We start from the raw sequence: 13,249 nt of genomic DNA, 5'->3' as shown, positions 1-13,249 counted from the left end.
TGTCAGACAATGTCATGAGGTCGGTATAGCGTCGGGTTTCGGTCCCTACCGAATACCGAAACGAGTACCGCACCATGCGCAAGGTCCTGACGCTCGCCCTGGCGGCGAGCTCCACCCTCACCCTCCTCACCGCCCCGGCCACGGCCGCCGACCGTCCGGACCGGGAGCTGCCGGCCGAGATCTACGGCGGTGCCTGGACCGCCGGTCACGTGCAGGGCATGGCCATAGACCAGCGCAAGGGGTACATGTACTTCTCCTTCACCAACCTCCTCGTCAAGACCGACCTCAAGGGCAACATGGTCGGCTCCGTGACGGGCTTCACCGGGCACCTCGGCGACCTGGACTTCAACACCCAGGACGGCCGCGTGTACGGCTCCCTCGAATACAAGGAGCAGGAGTCGTTCTACATCGCGATCTTCGACGTCGACCGCATCACCAGCATGAACATGGACGCCCAGACCAGCGACGTCGTCTCGACGGTCTACCTGGAGGAGGTCGTGGCCGACTACGCGGCGGACATGAACGGTGACGGCAAGTTCGACGGCAACATCGCCGACACCCCCGACCACCGGTACGGCTGCAGCGGCATCGACGGCGTCTCCTTCGGCCCCGAGTTCGGCAAGAAGGGCGGCAAGCAGAAGCTGACGGTGGCGTACGGCATCTACTCGAACGTCAACAGGCAGGACAACGACCACCAGGTCCTGCTTCAGTACGACATCCAGCGCTGGAAGCGGTTCGAGAAGCCCCTCACCGAGAGCGCCCCGCACAAGAGCGGCCCCCAGCAGCCCGACGGCAAGTACTTCGCCTACACCGGCAACACCACCTACGGCGTGCAGAACCTCGAATACGACGAGCACACCGGTAACTGGATGATGGCCGTGTACAAGGGCAAGAAGCCGCAGTTCCCCAACTACTCGTTCTTCATGGTGGACGGCAGTGAGCAGCCGAAGAAGGGCGAGATCGGCGACCTGCTGACCCTCGCCCCCGGCGGCCTCCAGCACGAGGCCTCGGGTGTCAGAGGATGGGAGTTCACCGGCGAGTACGGCCTCGTCTCGCTCGGCGGCGGCCGCTACTACGTCTCGAAGGCCGGCAAGGTCACCGAGGACGGCGTATCGAAGCACACCGGCCACGCCCAGCTCCACCGCTGGACGGGCCAGTCGCCGACGCCGTTCGAGCAGGTCACCCAGTAGGTCAGAGGTCGTCTTCCGGGCAGTCGCCGAACTGCGGCGGCCGCACGATCGAGGTGTCCGTCTCCGCGCCCCCGCCCGACGGCTCGGCCTGGGCGGGCGGCACGGTGGTGAGGGCGAGGGTCGCGAGGATGACCGCGGCAGAGGCGCCGATCCGGCGGTGCTGAGCCTTCATGGGTCCTCCATGAGGATCATTCGACTGCTCCCATCCTGAGCGCGCTGACGAAGCATGTCCAGGACAGATGCGACTCTCAGGTGAGCCTCGCGTTTTCGCGTAGACCGGCACGCATGGGACGTCTGGGGCTGCTGTTAGGGTCGTGGCTCACCCCCTTGAACGAGTGATGAGTCCTGCCTGGGAGGGTCATGCGCACCACAGGGAAGATCGCAGTAGTCGCGTCCGTGCTGGCCGGAGTGGTGGTGACGGCGCCGGCGGCCGGTGCGCAGGCGGCGCCGGCGTGGGTGGCCTACCACGGGGTCGGTGCCGAGCAGAGCGTGGTGAAGGCCAAGCAGCTCAAGAAGTCGGGCTACCGGCCGATCACCGTGAACGTCTCCGACGGCGAGCGGTACGCGGCCGTCTGGGTGAAAGACGGATCCTCCACCGGGTGGGGCATTTGGCAGGGCATGTCGGCCGGTGGATACCAGAAGCGCTTCGACGCCGGGGTGAAACAGGGGGCGCAGCCCGTTTCCGTGTCCGCCACCGGGCCCGCCGGCTCGCCGGTGTTCACCGCCGTCTTCGCCAAGAAGAGCGGCAAGTTCCTCGCCAAGTCGGGCCTCACCGGCGCGCGCTTCGCCGCCGTCAATGAGCGGGCGGCCGGCGACGGGCTCACGCTGACCTCCATCGACGCGTACGGCACCGCCGATGACGTCCGCTACGTGGGCGTGTGGAGCGCCGAGTCCGGCGGGCCCTGGTCCTTCACGTACGGCAAGAGCCGGCAGCAGCACGAGAGCGAGTTCTACGCCAGGAAGGACAAGGGCTTCCGGCCGGTCAAGATCGCCGTGGCGCCCGACGGGACGTACGCGGCCGTCTGGCGCAAGGACGGCGTCAAGGACTGGGCCCACTACGTCGACATGAGCGCCACCGGCTACCAGAAGCGCTTCAACGACCTCAAGGGCAAGGGCTTCCAGCCCGTGCAGGTCAACGCCGAGAACGGTGTGTACGCGGCGATCTGGCAGTAGCTCTGCTAACGGGACACGAGGCGGACGTCGCCCGTGGCGCTGCGGGCGACGATGGTGCTGGAGCTCTTCTTGTCGTGCTCGAGCTCCGACCGTTCCCGCCCGTCGGCGCTCTTGGCCGTCACCGCGTACGTGCCCCGCGGCACCGCCGCCGTCACCGCCCCGTCCTGTGACCGCAGGTCGAGGGTGGTGGGCCGGGCGGTGAAGGTCAGGTCGATGGCGCCGTCCGACGTGCGGCCCCTGACGTACGCCGACTTCAGCCCCTCACCCGTGATCGAGCCCTCGCTGCGCAGCCGCAGCCGTCCCGAGGTCCCCGTCACCTGGATGCGGTCCCTGCTGACCACGTCGACGTCCTGGGCCAGGTCGTTCAGGATGACCCCGTCCGCCGCGTCCACCGACAGCCGTACGCCGGGCGGGACCTTGATGTGATAGCGGGCCCCGCAGTCGCCGAAGACCATGTTGCAGTCCACGCCGAGACGGAGAGCGCCGTCCCGCAGGGACCAGGTGGGGTTGTCGGCGGCCTTGCCGCGCGCCCAGCGTTCCACCTGGACGGTGCCGCCCGTGCCGGGGAGGACGCGGACCCCGCCCACGGAGGATTTGATCGTCAGGTCGGTCCCGGTGAACGGGAACGACTGGGTGGCGTGGACCTCGTCAGCGTCCAGGTCCACGCTGCAACCGCCGGTCGCCGCCGCCATGACCGCCGCGCATGCCGTTAATGCCGCGATTCGCCTCATGGCATTGATCGTGGCCGAGCCCCGCCGCCCGGCCATCGGCCATCCGGCCGACCCCCCATCGACCGTTCGGGCCATCTTCAGGCGAGGGGCATCTTCAGGCGAGCGGCATCTTCAAATCTAGAGGGCCGACAGCAGGGTCTGGACGTGGGTGAGCGGGTCCGAGCCCAGCGGCCGCACCACCACCGAGTCCGCCCCGGCCGCCCACAGGCTCTTGACCCGCTCCGCCGCCTCCGCACCGGTCCCGGTGGCCATCACGACCTCCTCAGGAGCGACCCCGAGGAACTCGGCCTGCCCCGCCACCATGGCCCCGGTGGCCTCGGCGGTGCCGGGGCCGGTGTGCAGGTAGGTGAAGACCACCAGCTCATGATCGTCACCCCCGCCGATCTGGTCGATGATCCCCGGCAACTGCGCCGGCCCGACGCCCTCGGGCACGATCGTCCCCTGGGCCACCCGCCCCGACAGCGCCAGCGACTTCGGCTTCTTCACACCCGCGAGCACCGGCGGCGGCTCGGCCGGCGGATGGACGAGCGACACCCCGTCCAGGTGGACCGACCGGCCGTGCAGGGTGACCGTCTCGCCGCGCAGCAGAGCGCGTACGGACGTGATGGTCTCCTCAAGGAGGGACAGCGGCGAGGCGGGCGCGGCGCCCACCTGGCGCATCCAGTCGCCGACACCGTGGCCGATCCCGGCCGCGAGCCGCCCGGGGTGCACGCGCGCCAGGTTGCCCAGCTCCATCGCCAGCAGCATCGGGTTGCGCAGCGGCGCCGGCGTGATGCCGATGCCGACGCGGATCCGGGAGGTGACGGCGAGCGCCGTGGCGGCCGCCGAGATGCCGCCGGTCCAGCCCAGGTCCTCCACGACCCACAGATCGTCGAGGGACGTCTCGTCGAGCGCCCTGGCGAACGGAATGAGCTGCTCGGGCGGCAGATCCCGGTCGAACATGACTCCCAGTCTCATGAAACCCTCCAGTGACAGCGGTAGAGCCGGCCGGTCTCCGAGTATCCAGCACGCGGGAACGCCTGAGCGGTGGGGGTGTTGGCGACGTCGGTGGCCGCCACGATGCGCGGCACGCCGGCCTCCGCGAGGGTCCTGGCGCCATAGGCGAGGTAGCCACGGTCCCACGCGATGGAGTGGTCGCCGGGTGCGACCGGGCCGACGGGCGAGTCACCGAGATGGGCGACGACGAACCGGCCGGGCCACTCAGGCCGCGTCGGCGAGGGCCGCGCGCGCCTCCCCGAGGGATCCGCTCGTCTCGAAGTGCCGGTCGAGGTTGGTGATCGTCAGCAGGTGACGGATCATGCCGGGGGCGAGCACGAGGATCATGCGCCCGTGCAGATCCTGTACGTGGTTCAGCGTGGCGACCAGCACCCCGAGCCCCACCGAGTCACAGAACGGCACCTCGGTCAGATCGACCACCACGTTGAGCGGATCGGCGGCGGCCAGCGCCTGCTCGAGCTCCGCCCGCAACCGGGGAGCGCCCGCCACGTCGAGGTCTCCCACGAGATGCAGCACCGTACAGGGGTCCTCCCGCCAACACCTGACCACCATGGGCCTCACCTGCCCGAACCGCAGATAGTTATTACTGTTTCTTACATATGTTCTGCATTGCCGTTTTTGTCGTTGGTGTAACACTCGGCTTGGCGGAGGGTGAAGGTCCGGTTTCCTTCTTGCCGATTTTCGGCTGGTCACTGCCGAGAATCAGCTCGATGTTCTTGATGTCCGCCTTGCGAAGTTCCGCCCCCGGAATGGCGGCGGCCACGATCTTGGCGGACGCCTCCAGGTCCTCGCCATAGCGGATGATCGTCTTCTTGTAGTCCTTCTTGGTGGTGTTACCCGGTTCGCCGGGCACCTTGAACCCGGCCCCGGCCAGGGCCGTCTTGGCGCGGGCCGCCAGGCCCGTGATCAGCGTGCCGTTCTTGACCTTGATGGTGATCTGGTCGGGCGTGATCGCGGACGGCTTGCTGGACGGCGTGGCGCTCGGCGTGGGCTTGGCCGGGTCTTGGTCCTTGTCGATCTTGGCGAACATGTCGCGGGCCGCCGCCCTGTCCCACAGCACCGCCGACTCGCCGGTGGGCGACTTGAAGTCGACGTTGGCCAGCGGCACCTCGGCGAAGGTCACGTTGTTCAGCGAGACGTCTCTGAGCTGGCTGGCCAGCCCGAGCAGGCCGTCATCGGGATCGACCTTGACCGTGCTCAGCGTGGTGTTGACGAACGAGGCCAGCTTGCCGGGATTGGCCAGCGTGTCGGCGCTCAGCGCCCGGTTGAGCAGCGCCGAGATGACCTGCTGCTGCCGGTCGATGCGGTCGAGGTCGGCGCGGGCGGTGGCCCGGGTGCGCGCGTAGCCGAGCGCCCGCACGCCGTCGAGCTGGTGGGTGCCGGCCGCCAGGTTGAGCGCGATCTTGGGGTCGTTGATCGGCACGGGCGTGCAGACGGTGACCCCGCCCAGCGAGTCGACGACGTCAATGAAGCCGAGGATGTTGACCTCGATGTAGCGGTTGATCTGCAGCCCGGTGGCCGCCTCGACGGTCTGCTTGGCCAGCTTGGGCCCGCCGAACTGGTAAGCCGAGTTGATCTTGTGGTCGCCCTTGCCGGGGATCGTGGTCCAGGTGTCGCGCGGCAGGCTCACCACGGTCACCTTGCTGTGGTCCTCCGACAGGTGGATGACCATCATGGTGTCGGTGCGCTGGCCGGACTCGCGGCCGAGCTTGAGCCGGTTCTGCTGCTGGCGGGTGAGGTCGTCGCGCTTGTCGACGCCGACCAGCAGGATGTTCTCGGCCCCCTGCGACGCGGGCGCGGTCACCCCGGCGTCGACGGTGCCGATCTGGCGCGGGGTCGCCCACACCACTCCCGTGGTGACCAGCACGCCCGTGGACAGGAAGCCCGCGATCAGCACGTTGCGGCGGCGGGCCTTGGCGCTCCTGCGCGGCGGTTGCGGCGGGGGCTTGCGGGGGCGGCCGGGGGTGAGCTTGACGCCACCGTAGGCGTCGCCGCCCACGAGCACTCCGGCGTCCTCCTCGCCCGGGTCGCGCATGCCGTCCCCCTTTTGTCACCCGGAGGTTCGGGCCTTCGATTGCCCTCCTCCCTCGCTCGTACAGTAGCGTGAGCCCCGCCATGAAGCAGTTCCCCGACTCGCCGCACGCGCCCGCGGAGACGCGCGGCTGGCCCCCCATCTCCGTCGTCATGCCGGTCCTCAACGAGGAGCGGCACCTTCGCGAGGCCGTCGCCCAGGTCCTCGCCCAGAGCTACCCCGGTGAGATCGAGGTCGTCCTCGCCGTGGGTCCTTCCCAAGACCGAACCCAGGAGGTCGCCGACGCCATCGCGGCGGCCGATCCCCGGGTGACCGTGGTCCCCAACCCGACGGGCCGCACCCCCAACGCGCTCAACGCCGCGATCGGCGCCTCGCGTAACGGCATCATCGCCAGGGTCGACGGGCACGCCATGCTGCCCTCCGACTACCTGCGCGTCGCGGTCGAGACGCTGGCCGAGACCGGCGCCGACAACGTGGGCGGCGTGATGGCGGCCGAGGGCGTGTCGCCGTTCGAGCAGGCCGTCGCGCGGGCCATGACCTCAAAGATCGGCGTGGGCGCCGCCGCCTTCCACGTGGGCGGGACGGCGGGCCCCGCCGACACCGTCTACCTGGGCGTCTTCCGCCGCTCGGCGCTCGACCGGGTGGGCGGCTACGACGAGCACTTCCAGCGGGCCCAGGACTGGGAGATGAACCACCGCATCCGCGAGAGCGGCGGCCTGGTGTGGTTCCAGCCGCGCATGCGGGTCTCCTACCGGCCGAGACCCAACGTCAAGGCGCTGGCCAAGCAGTACTTCCACTACGGCCGCTGGCGGCGGGTGGTCGCGCGCACGCACGAGGGCACGATCAACCTGCGCTACCTGGCGCCGCCCGCCGCCGTGCTGGCGATGCTGCTCGGGCTGGTCGTCTCGCCGTTCCTCCCGCTCGCCCTGATCGTCCCCGGCGGCTACGCGGTGGCCATCGTGGCGGGCTCGGCGCTGACCGGGAGCGGGCTGCCCTTCGCGGTCAAGCTGCGGCTGCCGGTCGTCTACGCGGCCATGCACTGGTCATGGGGCTGGGGCTTCCTGACCAGCCCGAAGAAGCTCGCCAGACCACCCGGCTAACCGCCCGCGAAGACCCGCTCGACGGCGGCGTTGAAGCGGGTCAGCGCGTCCGGATATTCGGGGCCGAGCAGTTGGCCCCTGAGCTTGACCCTGGCTCCGGCCAGGGTGTCCTCCCCGTCCAAGAACTCGGCGAGGGCCGACAGGTCCTCGCCGAGCAACACGCCGCCCTCGGTGCTCGGGTAGCGCTCGTAGAAGGCGCGCTCGGGCAGGCCCGCGACGTTCGTCACGGCATACGGCTTCTCGCTGGCCAGGAAGTCGGCCACGACGCTGGAGATGTCGCTGATCAGCAGGTCGCACTCATTGAAGCAGTCGTAGAGGTGCGGCTCGGGCCCGTTGACGATCAGGTGCCTGATCCGCGGCGTCTGCCCGGCCACCACCCCCGACGGGTGCCTGGCCTTCGACTTGGCCAGCTCCACGGCCTCGATCATGGCCACGATCTTCTTGTGCGCCCGGATGGCGCTCTTGTCGCGGTGCCCGGTCAGCGGGTGCGGCTTGTAGATCACACGCAGCGGCGGCCGGTGGTCGAGCAGCGCCCGTACGATGCGGGGCCCCATGGTGATCAGTGAGGTGTGGAACAGGTCGTCGTTCCAGCCCTCCCAGGTGGGAGCGTAAAGGACGGTCCGGTACGGCAGCCCGGGCCCCTCGGAGGAGATGCCCTCCAGTTGCGGCCGGCCGACCTCGAAGATGTTCTCGTCCCTGACGCCCACCTTGGCCCGCCGGTAACGCTCACGACCGGCCGGCCCGGCCACCCACACCTCGTCGTACACCCGCGAGAACGGGTTGAACGAGGCCTCCTTGTCGCTGTCGCCGTGGTTGAGGAACACGCTGCGCAGGGTCGGGATGCGCAGCATGTGCACGTTCCTGCCGACGTTGGCGACGTACAGGCAGAGCCTGGCGCTGGACAGGGCGCGGAAGCTCATCAGGTCGGCCGACGACGGGATGCACACCATCGGCAGGCCGGTCGTCTCCAGGTGCCTGGCCATGCCGCGCTCACGCAGCACGACGATGGCCCGGCGGCCGAGGCGTTCGAGCGTGGGCAGCCACATCCTGGCCTGGTAGGCGGCCGCGGTGGCGCCGGAGAAGTACAGGATGACCTCGGGCCGGTAGCGCTCGACCTGCTCGGCCACTACATCCAGGACCCTGGCCCGGTCGGTGAGCGGGGTGGCGCGGCGCACGTACGGGATCAGCGCGAGCGCCCCCGCCAGGCCCGCCACGATCGCCAGCCACGCGCCGAGCGCGGCGGGCACCACCCCGAGGGCCGCGCCGAGCACCGGCAGCGCGTCCAGGTAGAGGAACGGCACGCTGCGGGCGTCGCGCAGCGCCCTGGGCGGCATCTTGGGGATGCGCAGCGCGGAGACGTCGAGGTTGCGGGTGGTCACCGGCATCCTGCTGAGCGTCTGCACGAGCCGGATGGCGAGGCCGGTGTGCACGGCCCTGACCGCGTGGATCGCGAGCACGCCGGCCGCCAGCGCCACGAACCACGGTGAGTCGGGCCCCGACGTCCGCGCCACCAGCAGCAGCGCCATGGTCTCCCTGACCGCGAAGCGCAGCGTGATCCCGAGGTGCACCTTGCCGAGCAGGTCGGGCAGCGGCCTGGCGGCGCGCGGCGCCAGGCATTCGGCGGCGTAGGAGGCCGCGGCCACCACCCCGAACAGCAGCGGCGCCGGCCAGAGCGCCGTCACCAGCAGGACGGGGTAGCCGCCGAGCAGCGCCGCGATCACGATGAGTCTCCCCATGTGATCGCACGGTAACAACCGTCAGGTCAAGAACCGTCCACGCGAAGATCTATGACTTGCCCTGATAGGTCGGAGATGAGGATGTCCAGCGAGGTCTGCGCGACGAGGAGCGGAGACGCGCCGGTATTGACGCAGTTGACCCGGATGCCGTCGGCAGCCCATTCGCGGGCCAGCGCCCGGGTCAGCCCGGCCACCGCACCGGCCCCGGAGGCGTGCAGCGCGCCCGAGCCCGGCGGCACGTGCAGCAGCAGGCTGCCGCGCAGGTGCGGGCGGGCGGCGCGGGCCACGTTGAGCGCGCCGAGATGCCCGGTGCCGACCACCTCGGCGACGGTCTCGCCGGTGGCCCTGTCGAGGGTGCCCGCGTGGCCCATGCCCGCCGCGTACACCACGTGGTCGGCCGCGCCCACGTCGTCGAGCGCCTTGGCCACCGAGTCGAAGTCGTCAACGCGCACCCCGTCGGCCGCCGACAGGGCGTGCACCCGGGCGCCGCCGGCGGTGGCCAGCGAGGCGATCTCCGGGCCGCCGAGCACGACCACCGTCCGGCCGGCGAGCCCGCCGGCGTCGCCCTTGGGCACGGCGGGCGGGAGCCGGAAGAGCAGGTCGGCGATGTGCAGGTCGGCGGGGTGGGTGACCTTGATGTTGCGCTCGCTGCCCGGCACCAGGTGGATCGGCACGTCGGGCAGGTAGCGCAGCACCACGCCGCAGTCGTCGGTGGCCGGCCGGCCGGGGAACCGCGGGTCGGCCAGCGCCCGGTCGTAGGCCTCGCGGATCACCGACAGGCGGAAGCACTGCGGCGTCTGGCTGCGCCGCAGCCGCGACCGGTCGAGCACCTCGCCGATCACCTCGCTGATCACCTCGCCGTCCGGCCCAGGCTCGGCCACCAGGACCGTGTCGGAGCTCGCTATCGCCACGTTGACGGCCGTGTGGGTCTCCAGTGCCCTGACACAGTCTGTGATGATCCGGGGCTCCAGGAGAGGGCGTACAGCGTCGTGCAGCAGGACGTTGCACTCCTCGGTGCCGAGCGCACGGAGCGCCCGCCACGTGCTCTCGGTACGGCTCTCGCCCCCCTCCACGACCTTGCTCACCTTGCGGTAGCCGCCCGCGGCCACGATCTCCCTGACGCGGTCGGTGTGCCCCGGCGTCATCAGCACCACGACCTCGTCGATCTCGGGCGCCGCCTCGAACACCGCCAGCGAGTGCTCGATGATCGTCCGCCCCGCGACCTCGATGAGCTGCTTGGGCACGCCACGCCCGACCCGCTGCCCCACGCCGCCCGCGAGGAGGACCCCTACCGACCGCAGCCCCGAATTCATACCCCGAGCGTAACGGTCCTGTTCCGTGATATCGCGTTGACCTGTCGCTACGCTGTGTCTACGTACCCCCCAGTGAACGTGCTCCACCCCGACCGGGAGGAGACCTGCGCTTTGCCCGACTCATTGACGCGCGACAGCACGACCACGTCGGTCGTCCTGCTCGCCACGACACCCGCCTGCAGGCTGCTGAGCGGCGACGGCACCCTGCTCGACCGGCTCAGCGACCAGCTCGCCGTGCTGCCCGTCCGCGACGTCCTGGTGGTCACGCCAGGCGGCGGCCTCGGCTCCGACCTGCGCGAGGTCGCCAAGATCGCGCGTGGCTCCGCGGGCGCCGTGGCCGTGCTGCCCGCCGACCTGGTGGCCCACACGGAGGCGCTCGCGCTGCTGCTCGAACATCCCGCGCACGACACCGGCGCGCTGGTCTCCTACGACGCGGCCGCCGCGCCCCTGCGGCCGCCCGTCCGGCTCGACGGCCCCAGGATCGCCGCCGCGGGCAGCTCGTTCCACGTCGTCCCCGAGGCCAACGCCACGTTCAGGGGGCTGCTCCAGGTCGGTGAGGCCGACCTGGCCTCGCTGGCCGATGTCGCGGAGGAGCTGGCCGAGCTGGCCGAGACGGGCAAGCTCGGCCCCGTCACCCCGGTCGAGGCGGTCGACCTGCTGCTCGTCGGGCTGGTCAGGTCCGGCGTGACGGTCCGGGCGGCCGGGATCGGGCGGCTGCACGCCGACCGGGTGACCGGCCAGATCTCCGCCGACGTCGCCGTCACCCGGCTGGCCGAGATCGACGAGGCGAGGGTCCGGCTCGACACCTCGGTCAAGGACGACGACGGCTTCTTCACCACCTTCTTCGTCTCCACCTGGACCCGCCACCTGGTCAAGCCGGCCGTGCGGCTCAAGCTCACGCCCAACACGGTCACCGGCGTCTCGGTGGGGCTGGCCCTGCTGGCGGCGGTCTGGTTCTCGGCCGGCACCCAGGGCGGGCGGCTGGCCGGGGCCGCGCTGCTGCTGCTGTCGTTCGCGCTCGACTGCCTCGACGGGCAGCTCGCCCGCTACACCCGTACGTTCTCGCCGCTCGGCGCGTGGGCCGACGGCATGGCCGACCGGCTGAAGGAATTCCTCGTCTACATCGGGCTCGCCTTCGGCTTCGGCGGCACCGAGATCTGGTATCTCGCGGCGACCGCGACGATCCTCCAGGCCGTCAGGCACGCCATCGACTACACGTACGCGGGCGCCGTCGCCGACTCCGCCCGCGTCGGAGCCCTGTGGGGCAGGCCCGCCGGCTCCCTGCTGGAGTCGCTGGACGCCCGCCGCGACCACGGCGTGCTCTCGTTCGCCCACCGGCTGGAGCGCGACACTGTGGCGCGCTGGCTGAAGAAGATGATCGTGCTGCCCATCGGTGAGCGGATGGCGCTGATCGCGGTGACCGCCGCGGGCTGGAACGCCAGGGTGACGTTCCTGTCGCTGCTCTGCTGGGGCGGCCTGGCGGCCCTCTACCAGCTCACCGGACGGATCGCGAGGTCGGCAAGGTGATTTCGGTCCACATGACACCCGTCCCGAGCAGCACCGTCGTGGCCTACCGCGACGACGGGCCGCTCTCCCGCGCCATGGGCCTGCTCGTGGCCGGGCAGCTCCCGCCGCTGCCGCCGGTGCTCGCCGGCACGTTCGTCACCGGCGTGCTGCTGGTGCTGGGCGTGGCCGGGTCGGACGGGCTGGCGGTGTTCGCGCCCGCCGTGACGCTGCTGCTGGCCGGTCCTGGCAGCAGCCATCCGCACGACGGCCGGGTCGACTGGCTGGTGCCGCCGATCCTGCGGCTCATCGAATACACCTTCATCGCCTCCTGCGGGTTCGCCCACGAGATCCACCCCGTGCTGATCTTCCTGCTGATCGGCGCGCTGGGCTTCCATCATTACGATCTGGTCTACCGGCTGCGCCAGCACGTCTACCCGCCCCCGTGGCTGGCCACGCTCGGGCTCGGGTGGGACGGGCGGATGATGGTGGTCTCGCTGGCCGCCCTGTCGGGCTGGGTGACCGGCGGCTACGTGGTGCTCGCGATATACCTATGGGGTCTGTTCGGCTGGGAGAGCCTGACCTGCTGGTTGGCCGCGCCCCGATCCGGGGTGGAAGCAGCCGATATGGGAACGCAAGACTAACGCCGGATTGCCCGCGCCCTGCCCAAAGGCGAATACTCTTTGGGCTTACATGGACATGCTCTACCGAGGAGTGCACGTTGCTGGGAATGGTTCTGGCCGCTGGAGCCGGACGACGCCTGCGGCCGTACACCGACACGCTGCCCAAGGCGCTCGTGCCGGTCGACGGCGAAACCACGATCATGGACATCTCGCTGCGTAACCTCGCCGAGGTGGACCTGAGGGAGGTCGTGGTCGTCGTCGGGTACGCGGCGCAGGCCGTACACGAGCGAAAAGACGCTCTGGAGCGGCGCCACGGCGTCAAGCTCACCCTTGTGCACAACGACAAGGCCGAGGAGTGGAACAACGCCTACTCCCTGTGGTGCGCCCGCGACTACTTCTCGCAGGGCGTGCTGCTGGTCAACGGCGACACCGTGCACCCGGTCTCGATCGAGAAGACGCTGCTGTCGGCCCCCGAGACCAGCGACGTCCTGCTGGCCGTCGACAACGTCAAGAAGCTGGCCGACGAGGAGATGAAGGTCACGCTCTCGCCCGAGGGCTCGCTGCGCCGCATCACCAAGCTGATGGACCCGGCCGAGGCCTACGGCGAGTACATCGGCGCCACCCTCATCAGGCCGGGCGCGGCCGACCGGCTCGCCGACGCGCTCAAGACCACGTTCGAGCGCGACCCCCAGCTCTACTACGAGGACGGCTATCAGGAGATGGTCGAGCGCGGCGAGGTCATCCACGCCGCGCCCATCGGTGAGGTCGACTGGGTCGAGGTGGACAACCACGACGACCTGGCGAAGGCTCGCACCATAGCCGTTCGCTACTGAGGGGGCGCGGATGCCGCTT

13 protein-coding genes are annotated in these 13,249 nt (G+C 70.3%); 6 read left to right on the top strand and 7 right to left on the bottom strand.

Annotated features, from left to right (window positions below; all coding sequences use genetic code 11):
* The first annotated feature begins 74 nt into the window (after positions 1–74).
* A complete protein-coding gene (locus tag C4V41_RS15320) occupies positions 75–1,190 on the top strand; it encodes a hypothetical protein (protein ID WP_103956469.1) in 1,116 nt (371 codons plus the stop codon).
* Position 1,191: 1 nt separating this feature from the next.
* On the opposite strand, the gene C4V41_RS61815 is transcribed toward C4V41_RS15320, so the two are convergent.
* Positions 1,192–1,362: a hypothetical protein gene (locus C4V41_RS61815; RefSeq protein ID WP_160150287.1), complete on the bottom strand. Its 171-nt coding sequence runs from the start codon at positions 1,360–1,362 to the stop codon at positions 1,192–1,194.
* Between the two features lie 188 nt (positions 1,363–1,550).
* Here C4V41_RS61815 and C4V41_RS15315 point away from each other — a divergent pair, with 188 nt between their 5' ends.
* Positions 1,551–2,363 carry a hypothetical protein gene (locus C4V41_RS15315; RefSeq protein WP_146103661.1) on the top strand — a complete coding sequence of 271 codons (813 nt, stop codon included), beginning with the start codon at positions 1,551–1,553 and terminating at the stop codon, positions 2,361–2,363.
* 5 nt (positions 2,364–2,368) lie between these two features.
* On the opposite strand, the gene C4V41_RS15310 is transcribed toward C4V41_RS15315, so the two are convergent.
* From C4V41_RS15310 to C4V41_RS15290, 4 genes are all read right to left on the bottom strand, one after another.
* On the bottom strand, positions 2,369–3,094 hold the full coding sequence (locus C4V41_RS15310; RefSeq protein ID WP_146103660.1) for a DUF4097 family beta strand repeat-containing protein: 726 nt from the start codon (positions 3,092–3,094) through the stop codon (positions 2,369–2,371).
* A gap of 117 nt (positions 3,095–3,211) precedes the next feature.
* Entirely contained in the window at positions 3,212–4,051 is an 840-nt protein-coding gene (locus C4V41_RS15305) for an LLM class flavin-dependent oxidoreductase (protein WP_235030135.1), read from the bottom strand.
* Between the two features lie 243 nt (positions 4,052–4,294).
* Positions 4,295–4,606, bottom strand: a complete 312-nt coding sequence (locus C4V41_RS15295) for an STAS domain-containing protein (RefSeq protein ID WP_235030134.1) — start codon at positions 4,604–4,606, stop codon at positions 4,295–4,297.
* Between the two features lie 67 nt (positions 4,607–4,673).
* The gene (locus C4V41_RS15290) at positions 4,674–6,125 is read right to left on the bottom strand and encodes an LCP family protein (protein ID WP_103956464.1); all 1,452 of its coding nucleotides are present in this window, start codon (positions 6,123–6,125) and stop codon (positions 4,674–4,676) included.
* 80 nt (positions 6,126–6,205) lie between these two features.
* Between C4V41_RS15290 and C4V41_RS15285 the strand changes: the two genes are divergently transcribed.
* Positions 6,206–7,222 carry a glycosyltransferase family 2 protein gene (locus C4V41_RS15285; protein WP_103956463.1) on the top strand — a complete coding sequence of 339 codons (1,017 nt, stop codon included), beginning with the start codon at positions 6,206–6,208 and terminating at the stop codon, positions 7,220–7,222.
* On the opposite strand, the gene C4V41_RS15280 is transcribed toward C4V41_RS15285, so the two are convergent.
* Together C4V41_RS15280 and C4V41_RS15275 are read right to left on the bottom strand one after the other, a co-directional pair.
* On the bottom strand, positions 7,219–8,958 hold the full coding sequence (locus C4V41_RS15280) for a CDP-glycerol glycerophosphotransferase family protein (RefSeq protein ID WP_235030133.1): 1,740 nt from the start codon (positions 8,956–8,958) through the stop codon (positions 7,219–7,221). The two genes, C4V41_RS15285 and C4V41_RS15280, sit on opposite strands and share 4 nt — an antisense overlap.
* A 26-nt stretch (positions 8,959–8,984) precedes the next feature.
* Positions 8,985–10,271 carry a bifunctional cytidylyltransferase/SDR family oxidoreductase gene (locus tag C4V41_RS15275; RefSeq protein WP_103956462.1) on the bottom strand — a complete coding sequence of 429 codons (1,287 nt, stop codon included), beginning with the start codon at positions 10,269–10,271 and terminating at the stop codon, positions 8,985–8,987.
* A gap of 111 nt (positions 10,272–10,382) precedes the next feature.
* Between C4V41_RS15275 and C4V41_RS65325 the strand changes: the two genes are divergently transcribed.
* The 3 genes from C4V41_RS65325 (at position 10,383) to C4V41_RS15260 (ending at position 13,230) form a co-directional block, all read left to right on the top strand.
* Positions 10,383–11,798, top strand: a complete 1,416-nt coding sequence (locus C4V41_RS65325) for a CDP-alcohol phosphatidyltransferase family protein (RefSeq protein WP_103956461.1) — start codon at positions 10,383–10,385, stop codon at positions 11,796–11,798.
* Between the two features lie 11 nt (positions 11,799–11,809).
* Positions 11,810–12,418 carry a DUF5941 domain-containing protein gene (locus tag C4V41_RS65320; protein WP_268808602.1) on the top strand — a complete coding sequence of 203 codons (609 nt, stop codon included), beginning with the start codon at positions 11,810–11,812 and terminating at the stop codon, positions 12,416–12,418.
* 77 nt (positions 12,419–12,495) lie between these two features.
* Positions 12,496–13,230 carry a phosphocholine cytidylyltransferase family protein gene (locus tag C4V41_RS15260; protein WP_103956459.1) on the top strand — a complete coding sequence of 245 codons (735 nt, stop codon included), beginning with the start codon at positions 12,496–12,498 and terminating at the stop codon, positions 13,228–13,230.
* Positions 13,231–13,249 lie beyond the last annotated feature (19 nt).

Origin of the sequence: Nonomuraea solani (assembly GCF_900108335.1) — a bacterium.
In the GTDB taxonomy this organism is placed as follows: Bacteria; Actinomycetota; Actinomycetes; order Streptosporangiales; family Streptosporangiaceae; genus Nonomuraea; species Nonomuraea solani.
The sequence above is the reverse complement of the archived record's forward strand: the minus strand, read 5'-3'. Positions and strand labels throughout refer to the sequence as shown.